The 19,729-nt window shown below is 72.0% G+C and carries 20 protein-coding genes; 5 read left to right on the top strand and 15 right to left on the bottom strand.

Going from position 1 to position 19,729, the window contains the following annotated elements; translation table 11 throughout:
• Positions 1–3: 3 nt before the first annotated feature.
• Positions 4–648, bottom strand: coding sequence for a UdgX family uracil-DNA binding protein (locus DJ010_RS14700; RefSeq protein ID WP_109695029.1), 645 nt, complete (start codon positions 646–648; stop codon positions 4–6).
• Positions 649–706: 58 nt separating this feature from the next.
• On the opposite strand from DJ010_RS14700, the gene DJ010_RS14695 reads away from it, so the two are divergent.
• Complete coding sequence (locus tag DJ010_RS14695) at positions 707–1,429, top strand: hypothetical protein (RefSeq protein WP_109695177.1); 723 nt, start codon at positions 707–709, stop codon at positions 1,427–1,429.
• Between the two features lie 3 nt (positions 1,430–1,432).
• Here DJ010_RS14695 and DJ010_RS14690 read toward each other — a convergent pair whose 3' ends face one another.
• Complete coding sequence (locus DJ010_RS14690) at positions 1,433–2,935, bottom strand: aldehyde dehydrogenase family protein (RefSeq protein ID WP_109695027.1); 1,503 nt, start codon at positions 2,933–2,935, stop codon at positions 1,433–1,435.
• 76 nt (positions 2,936–3,011) lie between these two features.
• Between DJ010_RS14690 and DJ010_RS22745 the strand changes: the two genes are divergently transcribed.
• Positions 3,012–4,001, top strand: a complete 990-nt coding sequence (locus DJ010_RS22745) for a GGDEF domain-containing protein (protein WP_109695025.1) — start codon at positions 3,012–3,014, stop codon at positions 3,999–4,001.
• Positions 4,002–4,004: 3 nt separating this feature from the next.
• Here the strand turns inward: DJ010_RS22745 and DJ010_RS14680 are convergent, their stop codons facing one another.
• From DJ010_RS14680 to DJ010_RS22740, 3 genes are read right to left on the bottom strand one after another with little or no spacing between them, the layout of a single operon-like run.
• A complete protein-coding gene (locus DJ010_RS14680) occupies positions 4,005–4,895 on the bottom strand; it encodes a DUF1353 domain-containing protein (RefSeq protein ID WP_109695023.1) in 891 nt (296 codons plus the stop codon).
• Positions 4,896–4,930: 35 nt separating this feature from the next.
• A complete protein-coding gene (locus tag DJ010_RS14675) occupies positions 4,931–5,698 on the bottom strand; it encodes a matrixin family metalloprotease (RefSeq protein WP_109695022.1) in 768 nt (255 codons plus the stop codon).
• Between the two features lie 7 nt (positions 5,699–5,705).
• Positions 5,706–7,832 carry a thioredoxin domain-containing protein gene (locus DJ010_RS22740; RefSeq protein WP_245927574.1) on the bottom strand — a complete coding sequence of 709 codons (2,127 nt, stop codon included), beginning with the start codon at positions 7,830–7,832 and terminating at the stop codon, positions 5,706–5,708.
• Positions 7,833–7,914: 82 nt separating this feature from the next.
• Between DJ010_RS22740 and DJ010_RS14660 the strand changes: the two genes are divergently transcribed.
• Positions 7,915–9,042, top strand: a complete 1,128-nt coding sequence (locus DJ010_RS14660) for a DUF7802 domain-containing protein (RefSeq protein WP_109695175.1) — start codon at positions 7,915–7,917, stop codon at positions 9,040–9,042.
• Between the two features lie 6 nt (positions 9,043–9,048).
• Here DJ010_RS14660 and fadD1 read toward each other — a convergent pair whose 3' ends face one another.
• From fadD1 to DJ010_RS14640, 4 genes are read right to left on the bottom strand one after another with little or no spacing between them, the layout of a single operon-like run.
• Positions 9,049–10,629 carry a fatty-acid--CoA ligase FadD1 gene (gene fadD1, locus DJ010_RS14655; protein ID WP_109695020.1) on the bottom strand — a complete coding sequence of 527 codons (1,581 nt, stop codon included), beginning with the start codon at positions 10,627–10,629 and terminating at the stop codon, positions 9,049–9,051.
• Entirely contained in the window at positions 10,622–11,545 is a 924-nt protein-coding gene (locus DJ010_RS14650; protein WP_211318804.1) for an alpha/beta hydrolase, read from the bottom strand. Before DJ010_RS14650 ends, fadD1 begins: the two co-directional genes overlap by 8 nt.
• Positions 11,542–12,174: a TetR/AcrR family transcriptional regulator gene (locus DJ010_RS14645; RefSeq protein ID WP_109695018.1), complete on the bottom strand. Its 633-nt coding sequence runs from the start codon at positions 12,172–12,174 to the stop codon at positions 11,542–11,544. Before DJ010_RS14645 ends, DJ010_RS14650 begins: the two co-directional genes overlap by 4 nt.
• Complete coding sequence (locus DJ010_RS14640; protein ID WP_109695016.1) at positions 12,171–13,514, bottom strand: flavin-containing monooxygenase; 1,344 nt, start codon at positions 13,512–13,514, stop codon at positions 12,171–12,173. Before DJ010_RS14640 ends, DJ010_RS14645 begins: the two co-directional genes overlap by 4 nt.
• A 30-nt stretch (positions 13,515–13,544) precedes the next feature.
• On the opposite strand from DJ010_RS14640, the gene DJ010_RS14635 reads away from it, so the two are divergent.
• Both DJ010_RS14635 and DJ010_RS14630 read left to right on the top strand, forming a co-directional pair.
• Positions 13,545–14,300 (top strand): SDR family NAD(P)-dependent oxidoreductase, encoded by a 756-nt coding sequence (locus DJ010_RS14635; RefSeq protein ID WP_245927573.1) that lies wholly within the window; start codon positions 13,545–13,547, stop codon positions 14,298–14,300.
• Positions 14,297–15,124: an SDR family oxidoreductase gene (locus DJ010_RS14630; protein WP_211318803.1), complete on the top strand. Its 828-nt coding sequence runs from the start codon at positions 14,297–14,299 to the stop codon at positions 15,122–15,124. Before DJ010_RS14635 ends, DJ010_RS14630 begins: the two co-directional genes overlap by 4 nt.
• Here DJ010_RS14630 and DJ010_RS14625 read toward each other — a convergent pair.
• The 6 genes from DJ010_RS14625 to paaC all read right to left on the bottom strand — a co-directional run bounded on the left by DJ010_RS14625 (position 15,121) and on the right by paaC (position 19,710).
• Entirely contained in the window at positions 15,121–15,879 is a 759-nt protein-coding gene (locus DJ010_RS14625) for a hypothetical protein (RefSeq protein ID WP_109695014.1), read from the bottom strand. The genes DJ010_RS14630 and DJ010_RS14625 overlap by 4 nt on opposite strands.
• 112 nt (positions 15,880–15,991) lie before the next feature.
• The gene (locus DJ010_RS14620) at positions 15,992–16,420 is read right to left on the bottom strand and encodes a hypothetical protein (protein ID WP_146207361.1); all 429 of its coding nucleotides are present in this window, start codon (positions 16,418–16,420) and stop codon (positions 15,992–15,994) included.
• Between the two features lie 46 nt (positions 16,421–16,466).
• Positions 16,467–17,309, bottom strand: coding sequence for an enoyl-CoA hydratase/isomerase family protein (locus tag DJ010_RS14615; RefSeq protein ID WP_109695010.1), 843 nt, complete (start codon positions 17,307–17,309; stop codon positions 16,467–16,469).
• A 10-nt stretch (positions 17,310–17,319) separates the two neighbouring features.
• Entirely contained in the window at positions 17,320–18,366 is a 1,047-nt protein-coding gene (gene paaE, locus DJ010_RS14610) for a 1,2-phenylacetyl-CoA epoxidase subunit PaaE (RefSeq protein WP_109695008.1), read from the bottom strand.
• A 1-nt stretch (position 18,367) separates the two neighbouring features.
• Complete coding sequence (gene paaD / locus DJ010_RS14605; RefSeq protein WP_245927572.1) at positions 18,368–18,862, bottom strand: 1,2-phenylacetyl-CoA epoxidase subunit PaaD; 495 nt, start codon at positions 18,860–18,862, stop codon at positions 18,368–18,370.
• On the bottom strand, positions 18,859–19,710 hold the full coding sequence (gene paaC, locus DJ010_RS14600; RefSeq protein ID WP_109695004.1) for a 1,2-phenylacetyl-CoA epoxidase subunit PaaC: 852 nt from the start codon (positions 19,708–19,710) through the stop codon (positions 18,859–18,861). Before paaC ends, paaD begins: the two co-directional genes overlap by 4 nt.
• Positions 19,711–19,729 lie beyond the last annotated feature (19 nt).

The following is a 19,729-nucleotide window of genomic DNA, read 5'->3' as shown; positions in this document are numbered from 1 at the left end:
CCGTCAGAGCAGCTCCGCCGCCACGGCCAGGTCGGCGACCAGCTCGTCGTAGGCCGCGTCGCGGTCGTCGGTGCGCAGGACAGCCGAGGGGTGGGTCGTCGGCAGCACCCACCTCGGCGGTCTGGCCAGGGGGAACGAGTCCGGCCAGTCCGTCGTGCGACCTCGCGCCTCCCCCACCCGGAACGACGACCCGAAGACCGCCTTGCCCGCGGTGCCGCCGAGCACGACGACCCCGTCCGGGCGGACCAGCGCGAGCTCGGCCTCCAACCAGGGCCGGCAGGCCTCGACGTGACCGCGGGTGGGCGACTTGTGGATGCGCTGCTTGCCGCGGGTGCCGGACCAGCGGAAGTGCTTGACGACGTTGGTGCGGAAGACCCGGTCGGGGTCGATGCCGGCGTCGGCGAGCGCGCGGTCGAGCAGCTTGCCGGCCGGGCCGACGAAGGGCTCACCGGCGCGGTCCTCCTGGTCCCCCGGCTGCTCACCGAGCAGCACCAGCGGCGCGCGGGTGCTGCCTTCGCCCATCACGCCCTGGGTGGCCTCGCGGAAGAGGTCGCAGCCCTCGCAGGCCTGCACTGCCTCGCGCAGGGCCGGGAGCGTCGGGTCGTCCGGGACCCAGGGGCCGGCACCGTCGTACGTCCGAGCAGGCATGCCGACGCGGTACCCGAACGTCCCGCGTCCACCGGTGCCGTCCCTCTACGCTGCCGCCGTGGGCACCTCGCTCGAGAAGCTGCGCGCGGAGCCGATCCTCGCGACGGCCAGGCGGCTGCAGGAACGGATCGGCGCCCGGTTCCCCGACCGCGGGCTCTACCGCGTCGCGAGCGAGCTCGTCGAGCTCATCGAGGAGGTCGAGGCGAGCCCGGTGACCGCGCACGGGCGGCTCCGGATGGTGCGGTTCTGGTCGCGGGTCCTGATGGCAGCGATCGTGGCCGCCACCGTCGTGCTCATCGTGCTGGCGATCAAGGACTCGGCGATGGACGCGCCGGACGAGACCGCCGAGTGGCTGCCGCTCATCGAGTCCGGCATCAACGACCTCGTGTTCGCGGCGATCGCGGTGTGGTTCCTGTGGTCGGTGCCCGAGCGGCTGCAGCGGCAGGCAGCGCTGGAGCTGCTGTTCCGCACCCGGTCACTGGCCCACATCGTCGACATGCACCACCTGACGAAGGATCCCGAGCGGCTGCGGAGCACGTTCCGCCGCACCGGCGCGAGCGCGGACCCGCTGGAGCTGACGCCGGACCAGCTCGAGCACTACCTCGACTACTGCTCGGAGCTGCTGAGCCTCGTCGCCAAGGCGGCAGCCCTGTGTGCCGAGGAGTCACAGGACTCCGTGGTCCTCGACACCGTGAGCACGATCGAGACGCTCACCGTCGGGATGTCGCGCGAGATCTGGCAGAAGATCTCGATCCTCAACGAGGCGCGGAAGGAGTACTGAGCCTCAGCGCCCCTTGCGCCGGCCCTCCCGGCCCTCCCTGCCGTAGAGGGCGGCGACCAGCTTGCCGGCGCGCTCCTCGTCCTTCGCCGTACGACGGAACGTGGTCAGCGCCAGCGCCGGCTTGAACCGCTGCCGGGCGATCGCGTGGGTGTAGGTGAACTCCTTGAGCCCGTCGGGCCCATGGATCCGCCCGAAGCCGGACTCGCCGATGCCTCCGAAGGGCAGCGAGGGCACGCCGGCGAACGACAGCACGCCGTTGATCGCCGTCATCCCCGCTCGCAGCTGCTGGGCCGTCTCAACAGCACGCGCCTTGCCGAAGACCGTCGAGCCGAGGCCGTACGTCGTGCCGTTGGCCTTCGCGACCGCCTCCTGCATGTCGCGCACCTTCGTCACGGTGACCGTCGGGCCGAAGGTCTCCTCGGTGACCGCGGGACAGCTGTCGGGCACGTCGACCAGCACGGTCGGCTGCACGAAGCGGTCGCCGACCGCATCGGGGCCGCCGACGACGGCTCGGCCACCGCAGGCGATGGCGTGGTCGATGTGGCGGCGGATGATGTCGATCTGGGAGGGCATGGTGATCGGCCCGAGCTGGCCGCCCGGTTCGGCGGCGAGGCCCTTGGCCTGCTCGGTGAGCTCGTCGAGGAACCGGTCGTAGACGCGCTCGTGCACGTAGACCCGCTCGACGCCCGCGCAGGTCTGGCCGGCGTTGGCGGCCGCGCCCCAGATCGTGGCGTCGGCGGCCGCGGTCAGGTCGGCGTCCTCGTCGACGATCATCGCGTCCTTGCCGCCGGCCTCCATCAGCACGGGCGTCAGCGTCTCCGCGCAGGCGGCCATCACGCGCCGGGCGGTGCCCGGGGAGCCGGTGAACGCGATCTTGCCGACCCCGGAGGCGCACAGCGCGCCGCCGGTCTCGCCGAAGCCGGTGACGACCTGGAGGACCGGGCGGCCGACCGCCTCGAGGAACGAGCGAGCCAGCCACTCGCCGATGCCGGGGGTGTACTCGCTCGGCTTGAAGACCACCGCGTTGCCCGCGGCCAGCGCGTAGGCGATCGAGCCCATCGGGGTGAAGACAGGGTAGTTCCACGGCCCGATCACGCCGACGACGCCGAACGGACGGTAGGCGACGCTGGCCGACTGGTTGGCCATGAGCAGGCCCGAGGAGACGCGTCGCCGACGGAGCACCTTCTCCGCATGGCCGGCCGCCCAGTGCAGGTGGTCGATCGCGAGGGTGACCTCGAGCGCCGCGTCGCCGTACGGCTTGCCGTTCTCGCGGTGCATCAGCGCGACCAGCTCGTCCATGTGCTGGACGAGGTGCTTCTGCCAGGCGATCAGCCGCTCCTTGCGCCCGTCGAAGCCGATGCCCTCCCACCAGCTCGCCTCGATCCGCGCGCGGTCGACGACCCCGGCGACGTGGGCGGCGTCGTGGACCGGGTGGGTCCCCACGACCTCGCCGGTGGCAGGGTCGAGCGAGTCGAAGGTGGCGGTCGTGGGTGCTGCAGCGGTCATGCATCGAACGTACCCGTCACCCTGATCTCGAGCATCCGACCGTGGTCGGAGCCCGCGACACACTACGCTTCGACCCATGACTGGGGGTCGTGGCACCAGCCCTGCTGACGGAACTGCCGAGGCGTACGGCATCGAGCGGTTGCTGCGCGCCGTGCAGGAGCTGTCGATGGCCACCCGCCTGAGCGAGGTGCAGCAGGTGGTGCGGTCGGCGGCACGCGACCTCGCCGGCTGCGACGGAGCCACCTTCGTGCTGCGCGACGGGGACCTCTGCTACTACGCCGACGAGGACGCGATCGCGCCGCTGTGGAAGGGCATGCGCTTCCCGATGGAGTCGTGCATCAGCGGCTGGGCGATGCTCAACCGCCAGCACGCGGTGATCGCCGACATCTACGAGGATCCACGGATCCCGCACGAGGCCTACCGACCGACCTTCGTGAAGAGCCTGGTGATGACGCCGGTGCGGACGATGTCACCCATCGGCGCGATCGGCGCCTACTGGGCCGACCCGCACGACGCGACCGAGCAGGAGGTCGCCCTGCTGCGCGCCCTCGCCGACGCGACGTCGCTGGCGCTGGAGAAGGTCTCCATCCACCGCGAGCTAGAGCAGGAGGTCGCGCTCGCGCAGGAGGCGCACCGGCTCTCGCTGACCGACCCGCTGACCGGGCTGCTCAACCGCCGGGGCTTCACCGAGGAGGTGGACCGCGTGGTGGCTGACCCGAGCGGTGCAGGCGGCGCCGTGGCCTTCGTCGACGTCGACGGGCTGAAGGCGATCAACGACACCCACGGACACTCCGCGGGCGACCGGCTCATCGCCGCGGTCGCCCACTCCATCCGCGGAGCGGTGCGAGCCGACGACGTCGTGGGCCGGCTCGGTGGCGACGAGTTCGCCGTGTTCGCGTCCCACCTCGACCCGGACCTCCTGGAGGAACGGCTCGTCACCGCGCTGGGCACGCTGGCCAGCGTCGGAACGGCTCCGTTGAGGTCCCCGGGCGAACTGCCCGACGCGCTGCTCGCCGCGGACGTGGAGATGTACGCCGCCAAGCGGAAGCGGATGCTCTACTCCTGAGCCTCAGCCCATGTCGGCGGTGCCGACGAGGAGCAGTGTCAGCACCACGCTGGCGGCCAGGACGACGCCGGTCGCGACCAGGCCGAAGAGCGGCGTACGACGCGCCACCCGCTCGGCGAGCTGGTAGGCGCCGGTGACCGCGAGCAGCAGCGCGGTGACGTGCAGCAGCACGGCCAGGGCGATGCCGGTGATCGCGCCGGCGATCGCGAACCGCCCCCACGTGAGACCGAGGACCAGCGGGACCACGACCGCTCCGGCCAGTCCGCCGACGAGCTCGAGCAGGAAGCCGCGGTCGGCACCCATCCACGGCAGCCAGGCGACGACGTCGACCAGGTCGAGCGTCGCGATCACGCCGAGCGCGGCGACGACCAGCAGGCTCCCGAACGCCGCGACGCGGTAGCGCAGCCGTTGCGCACCCGACCAGCTCGCCGAGCCGGACCAGATGGTGCCGAGCGAGACCGCGGACCACACCAGCCACCGCCGGATCAGCGGGATCCCGCTGTCCCGCATCGCCCGCCGGAAGACGAGGTCGGCCTCGACGCGTTCGATCTCCTGGGAGGCGAGGTAGTCCTGGTTGCCCACGAGGCCGTCGTGGACGAGCGCCGCAGGGAGGTGGGCGCCGGTCCGCGGCACCAGCCAGGTCAGGAGTGTCGGCACCGACGCGAAGTCGGTCGCGAACGCAGCCGGGTCCGCCGGCACCAGGATCTCGCCGTACCGCTCGTCGTCGTACGCGATCCGCCGCAGCATCCGGAACGACTCCCGCGGCCGCCCGTCGACCGCCTCCTCGATCCGTTCCAGCATGATCTTGGCCGGCAGGTCCCGGCGCGGTCCTCCCGGCGGCAGGCCGCCGTCGTAGAACGCCGTCGGCTGCGGAGTGGTGGGCCCGAGCTCCATGAGGCGATTGTGGCGCGAACCGGGCTCCGGATGGGTCAGGCGCACCTGCCCTTGCCGAGGGCGACCAGTCCGTTGAGGTCGCCGGTGCCGAAGTCGCTCCTGCCGATGTTGTCGGAGAACATCAGCTCGTCGGAGGAGCTGACGTGGTCGAGCCCGACGAGGTGCCCGAGCTCGTGCAGCAGGATCGCCCGGCCCTCGTCGCTCTCGCCGAAGATCGGGTCGAGGTCCTCGAAGGCCTCGCTGTCGAGGGTCACGCCTCCGGTCACGTATCGGTACCAGCCGTCGGGCTGGACCTCGACCGCGACCGCACCGCCGATGCCGGCGACGTCGTCCTCGAGCTGGTGCACCTCGTCCTCGGTCGCCCAGGCGATGAGCACCGGCTCGTGCCGCCCGATGGACGGCACGAACTGGCGGTCCCACTCCGGACGGCGGTCGGTCGTCCCGTCGTACTCGAACTGTAGGCCGGTCCAGTGCGACACCACGTCGATCGCTTCGGCGACGAACTCCTCGGTCTCCTCGGTGTCGTCGGGCGACCCGTCAGGGTTGATCTCGTAGTGGATCTCGCGGCACGGGTCCCACGCGACCGGTTCGCGCGGGTCCCCTGGCTGGTGCTGGAGGAACGCGTGCACGCCGCCGGGTGGCACGTCCGCCGGGTCGCCGAGCGGGCCGTCGCCGATCCCCAGCAGCCGCCGGAAAGCGGCCGGTCCGTCGGCGGGCGCGAACAGCACGATCGCGGCGAGCACCACGAAGCTGATCAGGAGCGCCAGCCCGGATCGCCAGCGCTCGCTGAGCGGTCTGCTCACCGAGGTCTCACCCGAGGTCGTCCGGCGAGGTCACCGGCCGCTCGCACACGAAGCCACGGCAGACGTACGCCGCAGCGCGGCCGGCCACGTCGGTGCGTCCCACGAGCAGGGGCACGTCGTCCCGCGGCCCGTCGGACACCACCACGACCGCTCCGGGGAGCCGCCGGGCGCGGGCCTCGAGCGCATCGCGGTCCGCTCCGGCCGGACCGACGACCGCGACCTCGAGCGGGCCGTCGAGCATCGTGTGCGCGGCGGCCAGCGACCAGCCGGCGAAGCGGGGCGCGCGCTCGGCGAGCTGGGCGACCGTGGCCAGGGCCTGCTCCGCCGCGTCGCGGTAGCGGCCCTCGCCGGTGAGCGCGTGCGCGGTCACCAGCGCGTGCACCATGCTGCTGAAGCCGCTCGGCGAGGCGTTGTCGCCGGGATCGCGCGGGCGGGCTACCAGGGCTTCGGCGTCGGCGTGGGTGTCGAAGAAACCGCCGTCCGGCGCCCGGAAGCCCGCCAGTGCGTGGTCGAGCAGGTCGGTCGCGAGCGACAGCCAGTGCGCGTCCCCCGTCGCCTGCACCAGCGACAGGAAGCCGGTCGCCACGCACCCGTAGTCCTCGAGCACGCCCGCGTGCGGGCCGGCCACGCCGTCCCGGGAGACCCGCAGCAGAGCCGACCCGCTGGTCGAGCTTGTCGAGACCACATGGATGCGTTCGATCAGCTCGGCCGCGACGCGCGCGGCGTCGACGTACTCCGGGCGACCGAGGAGGAGCCCGGCGTCGACCAGGCCGCTGATCGCCAGGCCGTTCCACGCCGCGACGACCTTGTCGTCGAGCCCGGGCCGGGGGCGGGCGTCGCGGGCGGCGAGCAGGCGGGCGCGGACGTCGGCCAACCGCGCCCGTGCGTCCGGGTCGGCCGGGTAGTGGCGCAGCTGGAGCGTGGAGGTGCCGTGCTCGAACGTGCCGGCCTCGGTGACCGCGAGCTGTTCGGCGGCCCAGCGGCCGTCCTCCTCCCCCAGCACCTCGACGAGCTGGGCGGGGGTCCAGGCGTAGAACGCGCCCTCGACGCTCTTCCCGGTCACCGGGTCAGGGCTGTCCGCGTCGAGCGCCGAGGCAAAGCCACCCTCCGGCGTCCGCAGCTCGCGCAGCATGAATTCAGCGGTCTCGTGGGCGATCCGGTCGCCGGCCTCGGTGCCGAGCCGGGCGTAGAGCCCCACCAGCTGCGCGTTGTCGTAGAGCATCTTCTCGAAGTGCGGCACCACCCAGCCGCGGTCGACGGCGTACCGCGCGAAACCGCCGCCGAGCTGGTCGTACATCCCGCCCCCGGCCATCGCCGCGGTCGTCCGCGCCAGCATGTGCCGCGCTCTTTCGGTGGTCGAGTAGTCCGAGCCGGTCTCGGTGGTCGAGTAGTCCGAGCCGGTCTCGGTGGTCGAGTAGTCCGAGCCGGTCTCGGTGGTCGAGTAGTCCGAGCCGCTAGGCGAGGACGTATCGAGACCCGGTGACGTCCCCACCCGCCGCAGGAACTCCAGCACCATCGTCGGCGGGAACTTCGGCGCGTTCCCGAACCCGCCGGACATCGGGTCGAACTCGTCGGCCAGCGTCGCAACCGCACCGTCGAGCAGCTCGCGCCCGACCGCGCCGGACGGCAGGTCGCCGGACATGGACAGGTGCTCGCGCAGCTGGTCGGCGACCCGTCGTACCTCGTCGCCGCGGTCGCTCCACGCCTCGGACAGCGCGGCCAGCACCTGCCGGAACGACGGCATTCCCTGGCGCGGCTGGTCCGGGAAGTAGGTGCCGGCGAAGAACGGTGCGCCCTCGTGGTCGAGCACGACCGTCATCGGCCAGCCCCCGTGGCCGGTCATCGCCGTCGTGGCCTGCATGTAGACCGCGTCGACGTCCGGCCGCTCCTCGCGGTCGACCTTGACGTTCACGAAGTGCTCGTTCATGTAGGCCGCGGTCGCGTCGTCCTCGAAGGACTCGTGCGCCATCACGTGGCACCAGTGGCAGGCGGCGTAGCCGACGCTCAGCAGGACCGGGACGTTGCGCTCGCGCGCGGCGGAGAAGGCGTCGGGCCCCCACTCCCACCAGTCGACCGGGTTGTCCTTGTGCTGGAGCAGGTAGGGGCTCGTCGCGGTCGCGAGTCGGTTGGCCACACCTTCACGCTAGCCGCGGCTTCCGAATCGGAGGTCGCGAAATCCCAGCAGGCAGGCGCGCGGGTGTGGGTGAATGCGGGTCGTGAGCGTCATCTGTCAGGAGGAGGCCGAGCAGGTCACCCGCGAGCTGGGCTTCGACTGCCACGACGTCAGCCCGGTCGCGTCGCTGAACAACCCGTTCGACCTGGCGAACGGCACACTGCCGGTGCTCGAGCTCGTCATCGTCGCGGGCGCGGTGTGGGCCCTCGTCCACGCCGTACGACGGCTGCGCGCGGGCGATCCGGTGAACCTCACGATCTGGTGTGCGTCGCTGGTCTACCTGTTCGTGACCGAGCCGCCGCTGTACTTCCCCGAGTGGTTCGGGCTGGACGACCGGTACGGCTTCATCTTCGCCCACAACATCTTCACCGTGCAGTTCATGTGGGACCGTCTGCCGCTCTACATCGTGGCGATCTACCCGGCGATGAGCCAGCTGGCCTACGAGGTCGTACGGGTGCTCGGCGTGTTCAAGCACCGCGGACCGCTCGTGGGGTCGGTGCTGGTGGCCTTCGTGTGCCAGGTGTTCTACGAGGTCTTCGACATGCTCGGCCCGCAGCTGAAGTGGTGGGCTTGGCACGACGACAACCGGATCGTCAACCATCCCGCTCTCGCTGCGGTGCCGATGAACAGCATGCTGCTCTTCGCCTCGGTCTCGTTCGGGGTGCTGACCTATCTGTGCGTCCGGCTCGCCGGCGCGCCGGCACCGGACGGCGGGCCGAGGCGCGGGTGGTCGCTGTGCTGGCGGATCGTCGTCGCCGGCATGCTGACACCGCCGTCGATGGCGCTGTTCGGCATCCCGTCCGGGTTGTTCGGCGGCGACACCCCGAACGTCACCGCCCAGGCCTGGGTGCTCGGCATCGAGCTCGGGCTGGTGTGGCTGGCCGGCGCATGGATCCTCGTCGACCACCTCCGCCGGCGCGCCGTCGAGGAGCCCGAGCCGATGACCGCGTTCGCGCGGATCTATCCCGTGGTCTACCTGGTCGCGATGGCGGCGCTCTGGGCAGTGGCGCTGCCGGACTTCCTCGACGCGGAGGACGGCATCACCAGCGACGGCACTCCGATCGGGAGCGGCTGGTACACGCTCGCGTGCTTCGCCGGCGCGATCGCGGTGCTGGGTGTGCTGCACACCGCGCGTCGCCGTACGCCGGTCGCCCGGGTCCAGGTCGGCTGACCGGTCCTACCCCGCGGCGGCGTAGGCGTGTCCCCGCTCCTCGCGCTCCCAGAGCGGGTCGGTGGTGGCCGTGCCCTCGGCGCGGAGCTGGCGCTTGAGCACCTTGTTGGTCGCGGTCGTGGGAACGGACTCGGCGAGGCGGACGTAGCGCGGCCACGCCTTGGGCGACAGGTCGGGCTGCTCGGCGAGGAACGCCTCGAACCCCTGCGGGTCGAGGTCCGCGCCGTCGCGCAGCACCAGCGTCGCCATCAGCTGGTCGCCGACGAGGGGGTCGGGCACGGCGTACACGCAGGCCTGGCTGATCGCCGGGTGCCGCAGCAGCAGCGCCTCGACCGGGGCGGCGGCGAGGTTCTCGCCGTCGACCCGGAGCCAGTCGTCGGTGCGGCCGGCGAGGTAGACGAACCCGGCGTCGTCGCGGTAGGCGAGGTCGCCGGACCAGTACATGCCGCCGTCGAGGCGCGCGGCGGTGGCCGCCTCGTCGTTGTAGTAGCCGGCGAAGAACCCGGCGCCGGTCGTGTTGACCAGCTCTCCGACGCACTCGTCGAGGTTGGTGACCGCCCCGGTGTCGTCGAAGACCGCCCGCGGGCACTCCGTGCGGGTCGCGCGGTCGTAGACGGCGACGCCGTCGAACGGCTGCCCGATCGACCCGAGCGGGGTGTCGTCGGTGCGGGTGATGATGACGGCGGTCTCGGTAGACCCGAACCCGTCCCAGACCGTGCACCCGAACCGGCGGCCGAACTCGGCGATGTCGCGGTCGGACGCCTCGTTGCCGAACGCCACCCGCAGCGGGTTGTCGGCGTCATCGGGCTGCTCGGGGGTGGCCAGCACGTAGGCGAGCGGCTTGCCGACGTAGTTCATGTAGGTCGCGCCGAACCGTCGTACGTCGGGCAGGAACCGGGTGGCGCTGAACTTCCGCGCCAGCGCGATCGTCGCTCCCCCGCACAGCGCGGGGGCCAGCGAGGACATGATCGCGTTGGAGTGGAACAGCGGCATCGCGCAGTAGCAGACGTCGTCCGGCGTCAGTGCGTACTTGTCCGCCAGCACGCTGCCGGCCATCACCACCATGAAGTTGCTGACCTGGACCGCCTTCGGGTCGCCGCTGGTGCCCGAGGTGAAGATCAGCATGAACGTGTCCATCGCGCCGACCTCATCGAAACCGACGGTGGTCCGCGGCGCGGCAGCGGTCAGCGCCGCCCACTCCTCGCCGTCGGTGTCGACGACCCGGGCGCCGCCGAGGTCGAGGCCGTCGAGGAGCGGCAGGTGCTCGGCGTCGGTGAGGACGACCTGGCAGTCGGCACGTCGTACGTCGGCCGCCAGTGCCGCGCCGCGGCGGGTCGTGTTGATGCCCGCCGTGACGTGCGCGCCGACCGCGCCGGCGAGCAGCGCCCGCACCATCTCCGGGGTGTTCTCCATCAGCACGCCGACGTGCAGCGGCCGGTCGGGGTCGGCCCACTCCCGCAGCACCCGGGCCCGCGCGGCGGCATCGCCGACGGTCTCGGCCCAGCTCCAGCGGGAGTCCTCGAACGCGAGCCCGACGGTGTCGCTGTCGGCGAGCGCGCGGACCAGCTGCTGCACGGTCTCAGGCATCGGCGGTGACCTTCGTGGAGGCGAGGTGGCGGACGAGGAAGGCGACGGCGTGGTCGCGCGCGGCGTCGTGCCACGGCTTGCCGGGGAACAGGTCGAAGTGGTCGCAGGGGTAGTGGCGGACCTCGGCCCTGCCCTTGAACGCCGCCTTCGCGGCCGCCTGCGGCGGGGCGCTCTGGTCGAAGTCGGCGATCTGCACGAGCAGCGGCGCGTCGACCCGCGCCGCCGCGGCCGCCGGCTTGCGGGTGCCGAGCTCGAGGGTGACCTCGGCGGCGATCTCGTTGCGCCAGGTGGGCCCGGCGATCGAGAGGTAGTCCTCCAGCGCACCGGGCAGGGTGAGCGCGCCGACCTCGCCTGGCCGCGCGACGACCGGCATCATCACCGGCGCCCGGCCCGATCGCGACACCAGCCGCCCCCGGATCCCGCGGGCGGTCGAGCGCAGCAGCTCGCCGGGCGTGTGGCTCGCCGTGGCGTGCAGCGCGGCGGCGAGGCCGTCGACCATGGGCACCACCGAGACCACGGCGGCGATGTCGTCGCGGTCGGCCGCCGCCCGGAGCACGTGGCCCCCGGCCAGCGAGATCCCCCACAGGACGAGCCGCGACGGGTCCACGCCCGGCAGGTCGGCGGCGGCCTGCAGTGCCGCCTCGTAGTCCTCGAGCTGGCCGTCGAGGCTGACGACCTGACGCGGTTCGCCGCCGCTGCCGCCGAACCCGCGGTAGTCGAACAGGAGCACCTCCAACCCGGCCGCGGCGAACGCGCGCGCGAACGGCTCCAGGCCGGAGTCCTTGGTGCCGCCGAGGCCGTGGGCCATCACCACGACCGGCCGCCCGACCTCGGACGCCAGCCCGTCGTGCTCGGCGGCGAAGTGCCACGCCTCGCACGTCGTACCGGCCGCGTCGAAGGTGACCGTCTCCCTCACTGCCTGCCTCCTGTGCCGTAGATGGTGCGCAGCCAGATGCTGACCAAGGCGTCGACGTGCTGCTCGCGCGGCGGGCCCGAGCCCAGCGCGTGCCGTTCGAGCGCGTGGTTGTTGAGGTCGAGGAGGACCGCGGCGACGGCATCGGCGTCCGGGTCCTCGACCGCGCGGCCGGCGGCCCTCTCGGTCTCGATCATCCCCGCGATGGAGCCGGCGAAGTCCGCCAGGCCGGCGTCCCACATTTGCCGTACGTCCGGGTTGGAGCCCCGGGCGTCCAGCAGTGCGCGATAGGTGTGCGGGCTGCTGTCGACGGAGTCGAACAACGAGACGATCGCGGTGCGGATCCGCTGCTCCGGCTCGCCCTCCGCCTTGACCAGCAGCTCGTTGGCATCGGCCGCGGCGTCGTACAGCTCCTGCATGAGGGCCATCACCGCGAGGGCCTTGCTCTCGAAGTAGAAGTAGAAGGCCGACCGGGTCACCCCGGCCCGGTGGGAGATCTCGGCGACGTTGATCTCCTCCAGCGACTGCTCGCGCAGCAGCTCGTCGAAGGCCGTCAGCAGCGCATCGCGGCGGGCGTCGCCCTTGGTGGTGCCGCGCCGGTCGACGAGCCGGTTCCAGGCGCCGCCGCTCATCGTCGACCCGCCATCACGCCCGCACGCTTCCGCCCGGCCGGGATCTCGCGGGCGCGGATGTCGTGCTCGTAGATGAAGTAGTCGACCTGCTGGGTGTGCCGGGGTGTCTTGAGGACGTGGCCGATGTACTTCGCCTCGTCCTCCTTGATCACCCGCTCCATCTCTGCGACGTCGGGCAGCGCGTAGGCGCCGACCAGGTGCGCGGCCGCCAGCCGGGCCTGGCACTCGACGAACGGGAACAGCGTCGGCGTCGCCTGGGCGAAGCCGATGAAGGTGAGGTCGTGGATGCCGGGCTTGAACATCCGCTTGTAGAGCGGGAAGTGGTTGCCGGGCGCGCTGAGGAACGCGGGGTCGAAGAACGGGAACGTGATGTTGTAGCCCGTCGCCCACACGATGATGTCGAAGTCGTCGCTGGTGCCGTCGACGAAGTGGACGGTGTCACCGTCGAGCCGCGCGACGTCGGGCTTGGGCACGACGTCGCCCGATCCGAGTCGCAGCGGCAGCTCCACCGACTGGGTCGGGTGCGCCTCGAAGAACTTGTGGTTGGGCTCGGGCAGGCCGTAGAGGGCCCCGTTGGAGCCGTTCATCGGCTGCGCCAGCTGCATGATCTTCCGCTGCCAGGAGAGCGGGAGGTACGGCGTGGTGCGGTACATCGTGTCCGCCGGCCGGCCGTAGACGTACTTCGGCACGATCCAGGCGCCCGACCGGGTCGAGAGCGTCACCTGGGTCTGCAGCGACTTCGACGACAGCTCGACGGCGATGTCGGCGGCGCTGTTGCCGAGGCCGACGACGAGGATCCGCTTGCCTGCGAAGTCGTACGGCGTCCGCGGGTCGACGTAGTGGTGCGAGTGCAGCGTCTGTCCGGCGAACTCGCCGGGGAAGTCCGGGTAGCGCGGGTCCCAGTGGTGGCCGTTGGCGACCACGAGGTGGTCGAAGCGTCGTACGGCGCCGGCCTGGTCGGTGATCTCCCAGCCGCCCTTGGTGGTCGAACCTGTCGAGACCCGGTGAGCGTGCTGCACGCCGTTCTCGAACTCGATGCGCTCCTTGAGGCCGAACGCCTCGGCGTAGGACTCCAGGTAGGCCTTGATCTGGGTGTGGTGCGGGAAGTCCGGGAAGTCGTCTGGCATCGGGAAGTCCCGGAACGACAGCCGGTCCTTGGACGTGTCGATGTGGAGCGACCGGTAGGCGCTGCTGTGCCCGTTGGGGTTGCCGAACGCCCAGTTGCCACCGATCCGGTCGGAGGACTCGAAGCACGTGTAGGGCACGCCGTAGTCGCCCAGCATCTTGCCGGTCGTCAGGCCGCTGATGCCGGCTCCGATGATCGCCGTCGAGGGGTTCACACCAGTCACCGTAGGGACTACGTTTGACACGTGTCAATAAAATCGGACGAGCGTCAAAATGCCGTCACGGTCGTCATCGGTGGCGCTTCCGGCATCGGCGCCGCGACGGTCGCCGACCTCCGGGCCCACGGTCACGAGGTGGTCGTCGCCGACCTCGCTCCTCCCGCCGACGGCATCGCGGTCGACGTCGCCGACGAGCCCTCGGTGGCAGCGCTCTTCGAAGCCGTGGTCGAACAGCACGGCGGCTTCACCGGCGTCGTCAACTGCGCCGGCGTCAGCACCCTGAGCGCGATCGTCGACCACGACGCGGCGGAGTTCCGGCGGGTCGTCGACGTATGCCTCACCGGTGCCTTCCTCGTGCTCAAGCACGGCGGCGCACGGGTCACCGACGGCGGCGCGATCGTCTCGCTGTCCTCGCTCAACGCACGGCAGCCGGGCACCGGGATGGCGGCCTACTGCTCGGCGAAGGCCGGGCTGGTGATGCTCACCCAGGTCGCCGCGCTCGAGCTCGCGCCCCGCGGTGTGCGGGTCAACGCCGTCTCCCCCGGTCTCGTCGTCACCCCGCTGACGGCACCGGCGATGGACATCCCCGGCGTGCGCGACGGCTACCTCGACAACACTCCGCTCGGGCGCAGCGGCGAGCCCGGCGAGATCGCTGCGCTGCTGCGGTTCCTGCTCTCCGAGGACGCCGCCTGGATCACCGGCGAGAACATCGACGTCAACGGCGGCGCCCACCTGCAGCGCTACCCCGACCTGCACGGGCTCGTCATGAAGGCGTTCTCGTGAGCCGGTTGGGGCGTCGGTCGCGGCACCCCGACGGGTGGTACGACGGCAAGGTCGCGATCGTCACCGGCGGCGGGTCGGGCATCGGGGCGGCCCTGGTGCGGGCGCTGCGTGCCGCCGGCGCCATCGCGGTCGCCGCCGACCTCGAGCCGCCGCCCGGCGACGTCGACGGCGTGAAGCTCGACGTGACCGACGCGGCGGCCGTGCAGACGGTCGTCGACGAGACCGTCGCCGAGCACGGGCGGCTCGACCTGATGGTCAACAACGCCGGCATCAGCCTCATCGGCGAGACCCAGGACCTGACGCTCGAGCAGTGGGACTCGATCATCGACGTCAACATCCGCGGGGTCGTGCACGGCGTCGCCGCGGCCTACCCGCAGCTGATCCGCCAGGGCAGCGGGCACATCGTCAACACCGCCTCGATGGGCGGGCTGATGGCGGCGGGCATGCTGACGTCGTACGTCATGACGAAGCACGCCGTCGTGGGCCTCTCGCTCGCGCTGCGCTCGGAGGCCGCCGCGCACGGCATCGGCGTCATCGCGATCTGCCCGGCGGCGGTGGACACGCCGATCCTCGACAAGGGCGAGTTCGGGAAGGTGCGGGGCCGCGACTACTTCCTCAAGGGCCAGGGCGTGCGCCGGCCGGTCGATCCCGACGCGCTGGCGCAGCGGGTGCTGGCGGCCGTCGCCGCCGACGAGGCGCTGGTGATCGAGCCGGTGCAGGCGCGGATCGCCCACCGCCTGCAACGGTTCGCGCCCGGCTTCACGCAGCGGGCGTCGGTGCGGTTCGTCGCGAAGCAGCGGCGGCTGGCGGAGCAGCGCTCCTAGAAGATGCTGAACGTGACGCCGAAGGCGGCACTGACGAGGACCGCGACCAGGAAGGCCCATCCGCCGGTCAGCCGACGGGCTCCCCTGGCCGGCGGCCGTCCGAGCGGCGTCGGGCCGCCGACGACAAGGTAGGCCAGCTGGCCGAGCGGCGGCGCCAGCCCGGACAGCCAGAACCACGCCCACTTGGTCGCGCGCCAGGGCTGCGGTCCCGCGATGAGCAGCAGCAGGGTGCCGAGGGTGAGCACGAGTCCCACCCCCGCGGTCCAACCCGGCAGCCGCCAGCCCAACAGCTCGCTCTCGACGGTGGGCAGCGCGGGGTCACCGACCTTCGCGACCCGGAGGTCGGGGTAGGCCTGCTGAAGCCGCTCGACGAGCCCTGCGCGGACCCGGGGCGGTTGCCCGGGTCGGGACCGCGCGATCACGTAGTCGTTCTGGCGCATCGGTCGCATCTCGCGGACCTCGGCGTAGTAGCGGTGGATGCCGTCGCGCCAGCGCAGCTCGAGCATCGCGGTGCCGCTGGCGCGGCCCAGCCCGCCGGCAGCCTCGATGTCCTGGACATTGCCGGAAGCGATGGCGTGCTCGAGGCTGTCGGGTGACGCCTCCCGCTCCCCGACGAGGAGGGTCGAGGCGAGCAGCATCACCCAACCGACGAGGAGTGCTGTCCCGATGCGTCGCGACCAGCCGGACCAGGCCGCCTCCGCCTGCTCCGGGTGATCCGGCTGATCCGCCTGCTGATCGACCGCTGGTGCCGTCATCGCTGCTCCCTCCGAGTCGGGGGCAGCAAGCCTAGGACCCGTCGCACGTCAGCCGCTGTATTGCGGAGGATTGCATCAACCTGGTTGATGGGATCCTCCGCAATATCGAACGTCAGCCGCGCTTCAGAGCGCCGGGGAGGCGCCGGGCAGCGGTCCGCGCGGCAGCTTTCTCACTGCGCCCGACGGGCAGGATGATCGCGCCGTGCCCGCTCGCCCACCAGTAGCGGCGCGGGCCGAAGTCCATGTCGCGGAGGAACCGGCGCTGCTGGGCGGCATTCTTGAACGTCAGGATGTTGACGCGTTCGTGGCGGATGGTGCACTTCCCGCCGTCGTAGTAGCCCATGAGCGCACCTAGAGCGAAGTAGTCGACGCAGTCGATCTCGCGCGCCACCCGGCGAGCCAGCTCGTGGTAGTGCTGCGAGTGTCCGGCTCGCTCCGACACGGCCGCGCTCGGGAGCTCACGAGCGGAGGCGGGCGACGCTCCGAGAGAGGCGACGAGCGCGGACAGGATGAGGGCGACCACCCCGAGACGAAGGTTCACTGCTTCAGTTTCGCGGCGCCTTTCCGGCCACCAAAATCGGCGGTGATCAGCTCCCGTTGAAGGTCGGCTTCTCGCGGTTGAGGAAGGCAGTCACCGCGCCGGCGTGGTCACGGGTGCGCCCGCAGCGTGCCTGGCCGACGGCCTCCTCACCGAGCACGTCGACCAGCGGCCGGTCCATGCCGAGGGCGAGCAGCCGCTTGGACTCGGCATAGGCGACGGTCGGGCCGGCAGCCAGCTGGGCGGCGATCCTCGCGGCCGCAGTGGCGACCTCCTCCGGCGGCACGACCTCGCCGGCGATCCCCCAGCCCGTGGCCTCCTCGGGCGTGAAGTTGCGGGCGAGGAGCACCAGCTCGCGAGCACGGGCCTCGCCGACCGCGCGGGGCAGGGTCGCGGCCAACCCCGAGTCGCAGGTGAGCCCGATGCCGGAGAACGCCGTGCCGAGCGTGGCGCCGGCCGCGAACACCCGGAGGTCGCAGGCCAGCGCGAAGCCAAAGCCGGCGCCCACGCAGGCGCCGTTGACCGCCGCGACGACCGGCTTCGGCATCGTCGCGAGCGCGGTCACGATCGGCGAGTAGTGCAGGGCAACGGTGTCGAACGCGTGGTCCGGGTCGGCCTCGAGCGCCTCGGCGTGCTCGCCGAGGGCTTGGCCCACGCAGAACGCGCGGCCGGCGCCGGTGAGCACGACCGCGCGGACGTCGGTGTCCTCCGCGACCGTCTCGAGCGCAGTGACCAGCGCCTTCTTCAGCTCCAGCGACAGCGCGTTGTAGCTGTCGGGCCGGTTGAGGGTCACGGTGGCCACCGCTCCCTCGCGATCGACGAGGACCGGGGCAGTGTCGTCGGTGCTGTCGGTGCTGTCGGTGCTGTCGGTGCTGGCGGTGCTGGCGGGCATGCGTTCTCTCCTAGGCGTCGTAGTCGACGGTGACATCGGGGCTGACCGGGAAGGTCTGGCAGGTCAGGACGAAGCCGCGGTCGACCTCGTCGGGCTCGAGGGCGTAGTTGCGGACCATCTCGACCTCGCCGGAGCGCACCTTCGCGCGACAGGTGCCGCACACGCCACCCTTGCAGGCGAACGGCAGGTCGCTGCGCACCTCCTGGGCGCCGTCGAGGATGGTCCGGCCGCGCTCCATCGGCGTGGTCGTCGTACGTCCGTCGATGGTGACGGTCACCTCGCTGGTGACGCCGTCGACCACGCGGTCGGGGTGGCGCAGCTGCGGCGGCGGCTCGTCGACGTGGAACAGCTCGAAGTGGATGCGCTCGTCGGGCACGCCGAGCTCCGCCAGCACCGCGCGGGCGTCGGCGAGCATGCCGAACGGTCCGCACAGCCAGACGTGGTCGACCTGGCCGACCGGCACCAGCAGGGTGAGCAGACGGCGCAGCCGGGCGGCGTCGAGCCGTCCGGAGAACAGGTCGACGTCGCGGGGCTCGCGCGACAGCACGTGCATGAGGTCCAGCTGCCCGTGGTGGGCGTCCTTGAGGTCCGCGAGCTCCTCGGCGAACATCACCGACGTCGTCGTGCGGTTGCCGTAGATCAGCGTCAGTGCGGTGTCGGGGTTGCCGAGCAGCGACGAGGCGATCGACAGCATCGGCGTGATGCCCGAGCCTGCGGCGATGCAGAGGTGCCGGCCGCCCGCGGCCGGGTCGGCGCGGAAGCTCCCGGACGGCGGCTGCACCTCGACCCGGTCCCCCGGCCGCACCTGGTGGACCAGCCAGCCCGAGAACAGGCCGCCCGGGATCTCCCGGACGCCGATGCGGGGTCGGGCGCCGACGGGCGCGCAGATGGAGTAGGTACGACGGTGCTCGGCGCCGTCGACCACGCGCCGCAGGGTCAGCGACTGGCCGGCCTGGAAGTCGAAGACGTCGCGCAGGTCGTCGGGCACGTCGAAGGTCACCGCCACCGCGTCGTCGGTCAGCCGCTCGACGTCCGCGACGGCGAGCTCGTGGAACACCTCAGATCTCCTTCACGTGGTCGAAGGGCTCGAGGCAGGCCCGGCAGCGGTACATCGCCTTGCACGCGGTGGACCCGAACTCGCTGACCAGCGCGACGTCGCCCGACGTGCACCGGGGGCACGACACCGCCCGCCGGGTGGGCGAGAGCCGGATCGGCACGGGTCCCCTCCTGTCGGTCGCGCCGGTCGAGACCGCCGGAGGCGAGATCCCGTGCTCGGCCAGCGCCCGGCGTCCCTCCGGTGTGATCCAGTCCGTCGTCCACGGCGGGTCGAGGGCGACCCGGACCTGCACGTCGTCGTACCCCTCCTCCTGCAGGCGCCGGACCAGGTCGTCACGCATCGTCGCCATCGCCGGGCAGCCGGAGTAGGTCGGCGTGATCGCGACGACCACCGCGCCGCCGTCCTCCTCGACCTCGCGCAGCACGCCGAGGTCGGCCAGGGTCAGCATCGGCAGCTCCGGGTCGACGACCGTGGCCGCGACCTCCCACGCCGTCACCACAGCCCCCTCGGGTGAGCCCGGGCGACGCTCTGCATCTCGGCGAGCATCCGGCCCAGGTGCTCGGTGTGGCCGCCGTCGGTCACGACCGGCCGGACGTCGGGCTCGGCGACCCCGGCGGTCGCGAGCACGTGCGCCAGCACCCCGTCGGCCTCGGCGTCCACGCCCAGCTCGTGCCGGTGCGCCCACACCCGCGCGAGCCCGGCCTCGAGCCGCCGACGCGACTCCTCGGTGCCACCGGCCAGCACGACGAACCACCGACCGGCGAAGTCGCGGTGGTAGGTCAGCTCCTTCACGCCCTTCGCAGCCACGGCGCTCAGCACCGCGTCCGGGTGCGCCGCGAGCCGCTCGAACAGGGCGAGCCGGTGGGTCGCGAAGACCAGGACCCGGCAGACGGTCTCGGCGAAGTCGCCGTTGGGCAGCTCGACGAGCGGCACGTTGCGGAACGCGCGGTCGTCGCGAAAGAACGCGAGCGCGTCCTCGGGGGGCACCGGCGAGCCCTCGGGCAACGTCGGCACGACCGACGGGTCGGCGGCAGCGGCGCGGGCGAGCAGCAGCCGCGCCTGCCCGAGGAGGTCCAGCGCGATGTTGGCGAGCGCGATGTCCTCCTCGAGGTCGGGCGCGCGGCTGCACCACTCCGAGAGCCGGTGCGACAGGACGAGGGCGTCGTCCCCGAGCGCGAGGCAGTACGACGCGAGCTCGGCCGCGTCGATCCCGTCGGGGACCGTGGTGTCCACGCCGGCGAGCGGGTCTTCGAAGTCTGTGCCGAAGGCCCAATGGGCGTCGTTGACGAGCAGGCCGTCGTAGGCGCTCTCGTGCTCGCCGGGCTGGTGGGTGTGGATGGTCATGGTTCCTTGGTGGTCGAGC

Source organism: Nocardioides silvaticus (genome assembly GCF_003160695.1).
In the GTDB taxonomy this organism is placed as follows: domain Bacteria; phylum Actinomycetota; class Actinomycetes; order Propionibacteriales; family Nocardioidaceae; genus Nocardioides; species Nocardioides silvaticus.
Note: the sequence above shows the minus strand (reverse complement) of the source record. Positions and strands in the feature narration are given on the sequence as shown.